Source organism: Pantoea sp. CTOTU50773, from assembly GCF_032082325.1.
GTDB lineage: Bacteria > Pseudomonadota > Gammaproteobacteria > Enterobacterales > Enterobacteriaceae > Pantoea > Pantoea communis.
In genome coordinates this window covers 1-10,117 of the sequence record NZ_DAMDQC010000156.1, presented here as the reverse complement: position 1 = coordinate 10,117, position 10,117 = coordinate 1, and the positions used below count along the sequence as shown (strand labels likewise).

The 10,117-nt window shown below is 54.4% G+C and carries 11 protein-coding genes and 1 pseudogene; 9 read left to right on the top strand and 3 right to left on the bottom strand.

Going from position 1 to position 10,117, the window contains the following annotated elements; translation table 11 throughout:
- The 4 genes and pseudogenes from RT340_RS19025 to RT340_RS19010 form a co-directional block, all read left to right on the top strand.
- A pseudogene (locus RT340_RS19025) lies at nucleotides 1–193 on the top strand (MFS transporter); the annotation flags it as partial.
- Nucleotides 194–219: 26 nt separating this feature from the next.
- Nucleotides 220–1,281, top strand: coding sequence for a sugar phosphate isomerase/epimerase (locus tag RT340_RS19020; RefSeq protein ID WP_313377496.1), 1,062 nt, complete (start codon nucleotides 220–222; stop codon nucleotides 1,279–1,281).
- Nucleotides 1,282–2,433, top strand: coding sequence for a Gfo/Idh/MocA family protein (locus tag RT340_RS19015; protein ID WP_211729744.1), 1,152 nt, complete (start codon nucleotides 1,282–1,284; stop codon nucleotides 2,431–2,433).
- A 119-nt stretch (nucleotides 2,434–2,552) separates the two neighbouring features.
- A complete protein-coding gene (locus RT340_RS19010; RefSeq protein WP_211729745.1) occupies nucleotides 2,553–3,533 on the top strand; it encodes a LacI family DNA-binding transcriptional regulator in 981 nt (326 codons plus the stop codon).
- Between the two features lie 4 nt (nucleotides 3,534–3,537).
- On the opposite strand, the gene RT340_RS19005 is transcribed toward RT340_RS19010, so the two are convergent.
- From RT340_RS19005 to RT340_RS18995, 3 genes are all read right to left on the bottom strand, one after another.
- Nucleotides 3,538–4,347 carry a sugar phosphate isomerase/epimerase gene (locus tag RT340_RS19005; RefSeq protein ID WP_313377495.1) on the bottom strand — a complete coding sequence of 270 codons (810 nt, stop codon included), beginning with the start codon at nucleotides 4,345–4,347 and terminating at the stop codon, nucleotides 3,538–3,540.
- A gap of 349 nt (nucleotides 4,348–4,696) precedes the next feature.
- On the bottom strand, nucleotides 4,697–4,984 hold the full coding sequence (locus RT340_RS19000; protein ID WP_034827637.1) for a DUF1330 domain-containing protein: 288 nt from the start codon (nucleotides 4,982–4,984) through the stop codon (nucleotides 4,697–4,699).
- A complete protein-coding gene (locus tag RT340_RS18995; protein ID WP_097119759.1) occupies nucleotides 4,984–5,664 on the bottom strand; it encodes a GntR family transcriptional regulator in 681 nt (226 codons plus the stop codon). The genes RT340_RS19000 and RT340_RS18995 overlap by 1 nt, the downstream gene beginning before the upstream one ends.
- 518 nt (nucleotides 5,665–6,182) lie before the next feature.
- Between RT340_RS18995 and RT340_RS18990 the strand changes: the two genes are divergently transcribed.
- The 5 genes from RT340_RS18990 to RT340_RS18970 form a co-directional block, all read left to right on the top strand.
- Complete coding sequence (locus RT340_RS18990) at nucleotides 6,183–6,785, top strand: amino acid synthesis family protein (RefSeq protein ID WP_034827626.1); 603 nt, start codon at nucleotides 6,183–6,185, stop codon at nucleotides 6,783–6,785.
- Entirely contained in the window at nucleotides 6,757–7,584 is an 828-nt protein-coding gene (locus tag RT340_RS18985; RefSeq protein WP_211729747.1) for an alpha/beta fold hydrolase, read from the top strand. The genes RT340_RS18990 and RT340_RS18985 overlap by 29 nt, the downstream gene beginning before the upstream one ends.
- A gap of 3 nt (nucleotides 7,585–7,587) precedes the next feature.
- Nucleotides 7,588–8,529 carry a flavin reductase family protein gene (locus RT340_RS18980; RefSeq protein ID WP_313377494.1) on the top strand — a complete coding sequence of 314 codons (942 nt, stop codon included), beginning with the start codon at nucleotides 7,588–7,590 and terminating at the stop codon, nucleotides 8,527–8,529.
- Nucleotides 8,526–9,563 (top strand): LLM class flavin-dependent oxidoreductase, encoded by a 1,038-nt coding sequence (locus RT340_RS18975; protein ID WP_097119756.1) that lies wholly within the window; start codon nucleotides 8,526–8,528, stop codon nucleotides 9,561–9,563. Before RT340_RS18980 ends, RT340_RS18975 begins: the two co-directional genes overlap by 4 nt.
- An 11-nt stretch (nucleotides 9,564–9,574) precedes the next feature.
- The coding region (locus tag RT340_RS18970) for an aldehyde dehydrogenase family protein (protein ID WP_313377493.1) at nucleotides 9,575–10,117 on the top strand (543 nt) is incomplete at its 3' end.

The following is a 10,117-nucleotide window of genomic DNA, read 5'->3' as shown; positions in this document are numbered from 1 at the left end:
GCAGAGCATGATTGTGATGTTCACCTACGGTATCGGCATGCTGCTGGGATCACAGATTTCAGGTGCGCTGTATAACCATCTGGTCGCGGGTCAGGTATCGGCCGCCAGTTGGGGCATATTCTGGTGGATCCCGGCGATCGCGGCTGCCGTGATTGCCCTGCTGTTTATGTTCACATTTAAGTATCGCGATTGAGTTTTTGTTGTTACTGGAGGTGGTTTTTGAAAACGTTAAAAGGTCCGGGCATTTTCCTTTCACAGTTTATCGGCGCTGATGCCCCGTTCAATTCACTGGAAGGATTGGCGAAATGGGCATCCGCTTTGGGATTTCAGGCATTGCAGATCCCGTGCAATCACCCGGCGATATTTAATCTGCAACGCGCAGCCACCAGCCAGACTTACTGCGATGAAGTGCTGGGATTGCTGAAGCAGTATGGCCTCAGCATCAGCGAGTTATCGACGCATCTGGAAGGGCAGTTGGTTGCCGTGCATCCTGCGCATGACGCTGCCTTTGATAATTTTGCACCGGCACACCTGCGCGGCAAGCGGGAAGCGCGCACGGCCTGGGCGATCGAGCAGGTCAAACATGCCGCAGTCGCCTCCAGTAAACTTGGACTGACTGCCCATGCCACTTTCTCTGGCTCGCTCGCCTGGCCCTATGTTTACCCGTGGCCGCCGCACAACCCGCAGTTGCTGGATGAGGCCTTTAAGGAACTCGCCCGTCGCTGGCAGCCAGTGCTGGATGTGTATGATCAGCATGGCGTGGATGTGTGTTACGAATTACACCCAGGCGAGGACCTGCACGATGGCGCCACCTTTGAGCGTTTCCTTGAACAGGTGAACCACCATCCTCGTTGCAATATCCTGTTTGATCCCAGCCATCTGCATCTTCAGCACATTGATTACCTGCAGTTCATCGATATCTATCATTCGCGTATTAAAGCCTTCCACGTCAAAGATGCGGAGTATCAGCGCAACGGTCGTAGCGGGGTGTATGGCGGCTATCAAAACTGGATCGATCGCGCCGGGCGTTTCCGTTCGCCAGGCGACGGGCAGATTGATTTCAAAAGCATCTTCAGCAAACTGGCGCAGTACGATTTCAACGGCTGGGCGGTACTGGAGTGGGAATGCTGCCTAAAAGATGCGGAAACCGGTGCACGGGAAGGGGCTGAATTCATTCAACGTCACATCATTCCGGTCGCCAGTCGAGCCTTTGATGATTTTGCCGCGCAGGATGACAGCGGCAGTATCCGTGCACAGCTCGGACTTAATGAGGAGTCGTAAATGATTAATGTCGGAATTATCGGCAGCGGATTTATCGGCCCCGCGCACATTGAGGCACTACGTCGCCTCGGCAACATCAATGTCGTGGCTCTGTGCGACTCCACGCTGGAGAAAGCACAAGCCCAGGCGGCGCAATTGCACGTGCCGCACGCCTATGGTGACATTGTCACCTTTTTACAGCATCCAGAGCTGCATGCTGTGCACAATTGCACGCCCAATCACCTTCATGCTGCCATCAATAAGCAGGTTTTACTCGCCGGTAAGCACCTGTTCTCGGAAAAACCACTTTGCATGACGATGGGCGAAGCGCGTGAATTAGTGGCACTGGCAGAACAGGCAGGCGTGGTCAACGGGGTCAGCTTCGTGTACCGACAGTTTGCCATGGTCCAGCAAGCCGCGAGCATGGTGCGCAGCGGCGAAACGGGCCGCACCTTTGCCGTTCAGGGCAGCTACTTACAAGACTGGATGCTGGAAGAGACGGATTACAACTGGCGTGTGGAGGCCGACAAGGGCGGTGCATCGCGTGCAGTAGCGGATATCGGTTCTCACTGGTGCGACACCATACAGTTTGTTACAGGCCGCAAGATAGTGGCGGTGATGGCTGACCTCGCCATCGTCTGGCCCACCCGCAAAGCCAATCTGGCGGGTCAGGCCACCTTTAGCGCGCAGACACAGCAGGCTCAGTATCAGGATTGTCCGGTGAATACGGAAGATCTGGGCTTTGTGCTGCTGCGCTTCGATGATGGCAGTAAAGGCTGTCTGAGCGTGTCACAGGTGGCGGCGGGGCGCAAAAATCGCCTTTATCTGGAGGTGTGTGGCAGTCAGGCCTCGCTGGCGTGGGATCAGGAAGTGCCACAACAGTTGTGGGTCGGTCATCGTCATCAGGCCAATCAAACCCTGACGGACGATGCGTCGTTGATGAACCGCGATGTTGCCGCCCGTGCCCGTTTTCCTGGCGGGCACATCGAAGGCTGGCCCGATGCATTTCGCGCCATGATGCAGCAGTTTTATCAGGCGGTGGAGAAGGGTGAAATGCCGGCGCAAGATGAACGACACTTTGCTGACTTCAGCGACGGCGCGCAGGTGATGGCCATCGTTGAGGCGATCGTAAAAAGCCATCGCGATCAACGCTGGGTCGGCGTCAGCATTTGATACACAGGCGCGTTCCGGCGCGCTTGATCTTCCGCATAAGCCACCCCGCCTAACTTATTGTCACGCGTCGATTTATGGTAGCCTGCAATTCAGAAACTGACGCAGGAAGTTGAGTCATCATGTCCATTCAGAAAATCGCGAAGCTGGCCGGTGTTTCCGTGGCCACGGTGTCACGCGTGCTTAATAACAGTGACACCGTAAAGGATAAGAACCGGGATAAGGTGCTGGAAGCCATTAAAGCCAGCAACTACCAGCCAAATCTGTTAGCCCGTCAGCTGCGCACGGCGCGGAGCTCCATGGTGCTGGTGCTGGTTTCTGATATCTCCAACCCGTTTTGCGCTGAAATTGTGAAAGGTATCGAAGAGCAGGCCGAGCAGAATGGCTACCGCATTCTGTTGTGTAACTCCGGATCGGACATCAATCGCTCCCGCTCAAGCCTGCAACTGCTGGCAGGCAAAATGGTCGATGGGGTGATCACCATGGATGCTTTCACCACCCTGACTGAACTAACACAGCTGATCGGCAACATGCCCTGGGTGCAGTGTGCCGAATACGCCGATGCCGGCGATATCTCCTGTGTGGGTATTGATGATGTTCATGCTTCGCGCCAGCTGGTGGCGCATCTGGTGGCCAGCGGACGCAAACGCATTGCCCTGATCAATCATGATTTGAGCTATAAGTACGCCCAACTGCGTCAGCAGGGTTATCAGCAGGAACTGGAACAGCGCGGTCTGTCCTGGCAGGCGGTGAGTTACGCGAGTGAGCTGAGTTTTAACGCTGGCAAGCGCGCGATGGAAGCGTTACTCAGCGCAGATACACAGCCTGATGCGGTATTTGCCGTCTCCGACACACTGGCTGCCGGGGCGATGGCCGCTATCCAGGCCGCGGGACATCAGGTGCCGCAAGATATCGCCGTTGCAGGCTTTGACGGGTCGGAACTGGCTGAAATGATCTCTCCGCCTCTGACCACCATCGCGCAGCCATCACGCGATATCGGGCGGACCGCGTTCAGCCTACTGCTGCAGAAGATTGACGACCCGCAATCGCCAACTGAGCGCGTCATGATGGACTGGCGCCTGATCGTGCGCGCCAGTGCCTGATCGCTTAATGCGGCAGTTTTTCCAGCGCCGCACGCAGATTCTGATGTGAAGTGGTGATGATGCTCCAGGCATCCTTCGGCTTGTCGTGCTCAATGATAAACCACTTCACGCCGCTGGCTTTGGCGGCAGGCAGAATGGTTTTCCAGTCCAGCAAGCCTTCGCCCAGCGGCGCAAAATTCATCTCATCGTCGCGGATACCAATCGACGCATTATCCTTGGCGTGGATCGCATAGATCCGTCCCGGATACTCTTTCAAAAGGCGCGCCGGATCCTGACCGCCGCGTGAAACCCACGCCGCGTCCATCTCCAGTTTCAGATTTTCTGCCCGTGAGTGATTGAAGATGATCTCAAGCGCGGTCACGCCATCGTACTTTTTCATCTCGAAATTATGATTGTGGTAAGCGAGCTGCATGCCGTCTTTACGCAGTTTCGCGCCGAGTTTATCCAGGCGTTGTGCATAGTCTATCCATGCTTTGGTGCTGTCCGGGCGATCTTCCGGTTTGATCCACGGAACCACGATGGTGTGATTACCCACCGCTTTATTGAACGCCACGGTCTGCGTGTAGTCGCTCTCCAGTGCCGTTAATTGCACGTGGGATGAGGTTACGGTCAGGTGATTTTTATCCAGCAAGGATTTCAGCTCTTTGGCTGCCAGACCCTGCGTGCCTACCAGCTCAACGTGCTCGAAGCCCGCTTTATGGGCCATGACGAACTGTTCTGCCGGGGTGCCGACATTACGTAAGGTGTACATCTGCAGTCCAATTTCATCTTCAACACCTGCTGCTGACGCCTGCGAGGGCACAGCACTCAACATGAATAATATCCCAGCCAAAACCATCATTTTTTTCATCTTAATTCAGCTCCTTATCATAAGTAATCGATTACAAATTAACTTAAAGTAATCGATTACAAAATTATGCGTGCCGATTTTGTGATCTGTGTTCAGATTATGGGGTGATTGGCAATCTGGAGAGTTAAAGCGATTTTGGGCTGTAAAAGGTGAGGGTGCGCGCAAGGATAATGGCCTGAATCAGGCCACCCACCTAAATGCAGCCATCCAATTCTTTCACAAGGATGGTGAGCAAGTAGTCGAGATACCCTCATACCCGTCCTCTATGCTTCTCATCATTGCTGCTACTTGAGTAATATTGCTACCCAAAAACCTACGCCAGCCCATCCACAATGGTAATCATGGCCGTTGCCACGTTCTCACGCTGCTTTTTGGCTAACTGATACTCGTCAGAATGATAGCAGTCCAGCGCCGTTTGATAATCGGGGAATTCAATGATCACATGTTTCTTAAATTCATCGCCCTCAAGTGAGGTGGCATTTTCACCGCGAGCGATAAATTTCGCCTGATATTTTTTAAACGCAAGCGGTGCCAGCTCAATATAATTCTGGTACTGCTGTGCATCCTCAATATTGACGTGGGCGATCCAATAAGCAGACATTATTTTTCCTCGGCAGTCAGAATAGATTTAGCCAGCGTGGCCGCTTCTGAAAGATGCTGTTTGACGGCCTCTTTCGCGTGTTCGGCATTGTTCTCTTCAATCGCTTCATAAATTCGCGACATACGTTCAAAACCCGCCACCTGGCGCTCCGGACTGCGCAGGGTCAGTGCGCGCAGTCGACTGATACGGCTATTAAGACGCTGGACGATTTCCCACGCAATATGATGTTTTGCAATGGAAAAGAGTGCTTCATAAAAGGCCTGAGACGCTTCAACGCGTTCAATATCATCATGATCGTGCGAGGCTTTAGCAATGCGCAGGAGTTTCTTGTGCAGATTCTTTTTATCACTGCTGGTGGCTAATTTTGCGCAATCCTTCGCCGCTTCGGATTCCAGCAGGATACGAATATCGTAAATCTGCTCGGCCACTTCCCAGGTTAATATCGCCACAATCGGGCCTTTTTTCGGCAGGTTTTCAATTAAACCTTCCGCTTCCAGATAGCGAATCACTTCGCGCACCACGGTACGGCTTACACCTAATTCATCACACAGTGAGCGCTCAACCAAACGGTCGCCAGCTTTAAAGTATCCCGAGATAATGGCCTGACGAACTTTAGCCAACGCCAGTTCACGTAACGTCACCGGCGTATTTTCAATTTTTAGGGAATGACTCGCATCCATAATCGTCTCTTCGTTGAAATTTAAAAATTCAGCCTGAAGTCAATGTCATGTCCTGCAAGCGTTTTAACTATTAGCACTGTTTCCGTTCTGAAAGCAACGCCGCCTTTACTCTCTTTGCTACCACCGCCTATCGACTTCTCACCGGCCCGCCCGTTGAAATCAGCGTTAGCTCACAGTTTCATCATGCGGTCTGAGCACGAAATAAAAATATCCTTGAGGAATAATCAAAATCTCGTGAATTCATGCCGTTATGAAACGACTGCCCGGATAATTCGTGTGATTTTTATGACCTCAATCACACTCATCTCGCTGCTCAAACCGCCGGTGACACATTGCCTTTTTGATCCTCATCCCCCCAGTCATGGCGGGGTTTTGCATCGCTTAAGCATAGCAAAAACGCCGGAAAATTTAATACCGTATGATGGTATACCAACTTTTGACATGCCAGAAATCTCAGTGTTATATCACTTCCCGACACACCAGATTAACAAACCGTTAACTTGAATGAGGTTCTGACCATGCATCCAGATATACGCAAGACGTTCGTTACCACCGAGACCATTTACTCCGACGGCGGCAAAGCGGCGACGACACCGCTGGTGATGATTGCGGCGGCTGCCGTGGTGAAAAATCCGTGGGCAGGTGAGGGTTTCGTGGAAGATCTCGCCCCTAAGATTCGTGAAATGGCACCCGTATTGGGCGAGTTATTGACCGGGTTAATCGTGAAAGAAGCGGGCGGCGGCGACAAGGTTGTGGCTTATGGCAAAAGCGCCGTCGTCGGTCTGAACGGCGAACTGGAGCACGCGTCAGCGCTGATTCACACCCTGCATTTCGGCAACCATTACCGCTCAGCGGTAAAGGGTAAAACCTATCTGGCCTTTAACAACACCCGCGGTCCAGCCAATACGCCCATTCTGGTGCCGATGATGGGCACCGATGATGAAGGGACTCGCGAGCACTACCTCACCATGCAGTTCAACATCAATGATGCGCCATTCAGCGATGAGATTGTGATCGCGTTGGGCGCGGCACTGGGCGGCCGTCCGCATCATCGCATCGGCAACCGTTATCTTGACCTGAAAGAGTTAGGCCATGACCAGAAAAACCCAGCAGCTATCTGAGTTAGGTCTCCAGGTGAGTTATCTGGAGGCTGGACAAGGCACGCCGCTGGTGTTGATCCACGGCGTCGGCATGAACGCTGACGCCTGGTTCCCGCAAATGGACGTGCTGAGTCGCTATTTCCGCGTGATCGCGGTGGATATGCCGGGCCATGGCGAAAGCAGCGGTTTTCGCCATCCCGCCACCCTGAAAGATTACGTGCAGTGGCTGGCCCTGTTCCTGAAGACACAACCGGAATCCAGCTTTGCCGTGGCCGGACACTCAATGGGGGCGCTGATTACCGCCGGGATTGCCATCGATTATCCCCAGTTGGTGAATCACGCGATTGTGATGAGCGGCGTGTTCAAACGTAACGACACGGCACGCAACGCCGTGTTGCAGCGGGCACAAGAGCTGGCCAGCGGCAATGTGCGGCTCGATGCCCCGCTTGATCGCTGGTTCAGTGACGATCACCACGAACAGCCCCTGCGTAAAAAAGTGGGCGCGTGGTTGCAGCAGGTGAATCTCGACGGCTATGCCCGCGCCTATCAGGCGTTTGCGGCCGGAGATCGCTTTTATTCAGAACGCTGGAACGAAATGCAATGTCCGGTGTTGGTGATGACCGGTGAACTGGATGCCAATTCGAATCCAGACATGACGCGCCAGATGGCCCAGGCCGCGCGCCAGGGGCAGGCGGTAGTGGTCGCTAACGCTAAACACATGTTGAACCTGACGGATGCCGACCGCGTGAACGAAGAGATTTTATCGTTCCTCAATCCGGTTGCTGCCGCCGTCACGCAAAAAGAGCCTGTAAAGGAGTAACTTATGGACGCAGATAAACGCAGACAGTTACGCGACGCCTTTGGCGCCTTCATGACCGGTGTCACTGTGGTCACCACCAACGATGCGCAGGGGCAGCCGATTGGTTTTACCGCCAATTCGTTTTCTTCGGTATCGCTCGATCCCGCGCTGCTGTTGGTGAGCATCGATAAGCGCTCCGCCAATTTCGACAACTTCACTCAGTGCCCGCACTTCGCTATTAACATCCTGGCGGAGCAGCAGAAAGAGACGTCGAACACCTTCGCGCAGAAGATTGCCGATCGCTTCTCATTGGTGAAGTGGCGTAAAGGAGAGTTCAACACACCGCTGCTGGATGACAGCTCCGCCTGGTTTGAATGCGCGATGCATCAGGTGGTGGATGCCGGTGACCACGCGATCCTGATCGGCAAAGTTGAGCAGTTCGAGTCCTGCGGCACCCCGGGGCTGGGCTACTATCGCGGCGCGTACCTCACGCCTTATCAGAATGCCGAGTCTCTGATTGCCGGTCCTAACGAGGCGGTTAGTGCGTTGATTGAATCGGCGGGCCAGGCGCGGGTGTTGAAAAAAGAGAAGGGTTACGGCCTGCCGTCGCAAACGGTGAATAACCGCAGCGTCAGTGACACCCTGAAGCAGGTGTTCGATGGACTTAACATCGAAGCCAGCCCGGGTTTTGTCTACTCCATCTGGGAAGACCGCCAGATGAAACAGCAGCATATCGTGTTCCTCTGCGCGCAACCAACCGGCAGCACCTTGCCAGCGGTGCAGCAGGGCGAATGGGTGGATGTCCACACGCTGGCACAACTGCCGGTGCCGGACAGCGCGTTGAAATCGCTGGTCGATCGGTTTATCCGCGAAAATGCCGTCGGTAATTACGGCCTTTATTACGGCGATGAAGTTGAGGGCTCAGTGCGCCACTTCTTTACTCCGTCTCATCAGGAGGTGGTATGAAACTTTCCCTGTTCCTACATATGGAACGCGTGTCAGCGGATGACGCGCAGGACCAGCTGTACGATGAAATGATGGAACTGTGTGAAATCGCGGATAAAGGCGGTTTGCACGCTATCTGGACCGGTGAACACCATGGTATGAACTTCACCATTGCGCCGAACCCATTTATCAATCTGGTGGATATCGCCAGCCGCACGCAAAACGTGCGTCTGGGCACTGGCACCATCATTGCGCCATTCACCCATCCGATCCGCCTGGCGGGCGAAGCGGCAATGACGGACTTGATCACCAAAGGGCGTCTGGACCTCGGGATTGCACGCGGTGCGTACTCCTATGAATACGAGCGTCTGATGCCGGGAATGGATGCCTGGGAAGCGGGCCAGCGTATGCGAGAGCTGGTTCCGGCAGTGAAAGCGTTGTGGAAAGGGGATTACGAACACAAGGGTGAGTTCTGGAATTTCCCGTCTACGACGTCATCGCCACAGCCTAAACAGCAGCCGCATCCGCCGATCTGGGTCGCCGCCCGCGATCCGAACAGTCATGAGTTTGCGGTGAAGAACGGTTGCAACGTGCAGTGTACGCCGTTGCATCAGGGGGAAGAGGAGATCACGCGCCTGATCACCACCTTTAAAGATGCCTGCCGTGAATACGCACCCGATCAGCCGCTGAAAATCATGCTGCTGCAGCATGGATTCATCGCGGAGGATGAGGCAGATGCGCAGCAAGCCGCTGTTGAGCTCAATCGTTTTTATAACTACTTCGGCGCCTGGTTTAAGAACGAGCGCCCGGTGGAGCAAGGCCTGATTAAGCCGCTGACGGAAGAAGAGATCGCGGCGAACACCTATTACAGCGTGGAAGGCATGCGGAAAAACCTGGCGATCGGTAATCCTGACCAGGTGATCGCGCGCCTGAAAAACTATGAGGCGATGGGCTACGATGAGTACGCCTTGTGGCTGGACAGCGGTATGACCTTCGGGCGCAAAAAAGCTTCGCTGGAACGCTTTATTCAAAACGTTGCACCTGCATTTCACTAAGCGGAGACGTCATGGAATCCTTCAAACTCTACATCGATGGCAAATTTGACGCGGGTGCCGCGACGTTCACCTCGCTGAACCCGGCCACCGCAGAGCCGTGGGCCAGCATTGCCGAAGCGCGCGGCGAGCAAACCGATCGCGCAGTTCAGGCTGCGGCACGTGCTTTTGAATCTGACGCGTGGCGTGGATTAACCGCCGGTGCGCGCGGCAAATTGCTGTTGAAGCTGGCGGATTTGATTGAACGCGACGCGCCAAAACTGGCACGTCTGGAAACGCTCGATACCGGCAAAATTATCCGTGAAACCCAGGCGCAGATAGCCTACGTGGCGGAATACTATCGCTTCTATGCCGGACTGGCCGACAAGATGGACGGCGCCACGCTCAGCATCGACAAAGCCGATATGGAAACCTGGATCAAACGCGAACCGGTGGGGGTGGTTGCGGCCATTATTCCCTGGAACAGTCAGCTGTTTCTCTCCGCGGTGAAAATCGGGCCTGCCATCGCTGCCGGCTGTACGGTGGTGGTGAAAGCGGCAGAAGTTGCCCCGACGCCA

Excerpts from the sequence above, each read along its gene's own strand:
- RT340_RS19015 (WP_211729744.1), top strand. The coding sequence starts at position 1,282 with ATGATTAATGTCGGAATTATCGGCAGCGGATTTATCGGCCCCGCGCAC.
- RT340_RS19010 (WP_211729745.1), top strand. The coding sequence starts at position 2,553 with ATGTCCATTCAGAAAATCGCGAAGCTGGCCGGTGTTTCCGTGGCCACG.
- RT340_RS19005 (WP_313377495.1), bottom strand. The coding sequence starts at position 4,347 with ATGTTGAGTGCTGTGCCCTCGCAGGCGTCAGCAGCAGGTGTTGAAGAT.
- RT340_RS19000 (WP_034827637.1), bottom strand. The coding sequence starts at position 4,984 with ATGTCTGCTTATTGGATCGCCCACGTCAATATTGAGGATGCACAGCAG.
- RT340_RS18995 (WP_097119759.1), bottom strand. The coding sequence starts at position 5,664 with ATGGATGCGAGTCATTCCCTAAAAATTGAAAATACGCCGGTGACGTTA.
- RT340_RS18990 (WP_034827626.1), top strand. The coding sequence starts at position 6,183 with ATGCATCCAGATATACGCAAGACGTTCGTTACCACCGAGACCATTTAC.
- RT340_RS18985 (WP_211729747.1), top strand. The coding sequence starts at position 6,757 with ATGACCAGAAAAACCCAGCAGCTATCTGAGTTAGGTCTCCAGGTGAGT.
- RT340_RS18980 (WP_313377494.1), top strand. The coding sequence starts at position 7,588 with ATGGACGCAGATAAACGCAGACAGTTACGCGACGCCTTTGGCGCCTTC.
- RT340_RS18975 (WP_097119756.1), top strand. The coding sequence starts at position 8,526 with ATGAAACTTTCCCTGTTCCTACATATGGAACGCGTGTCAGCGGATGAC.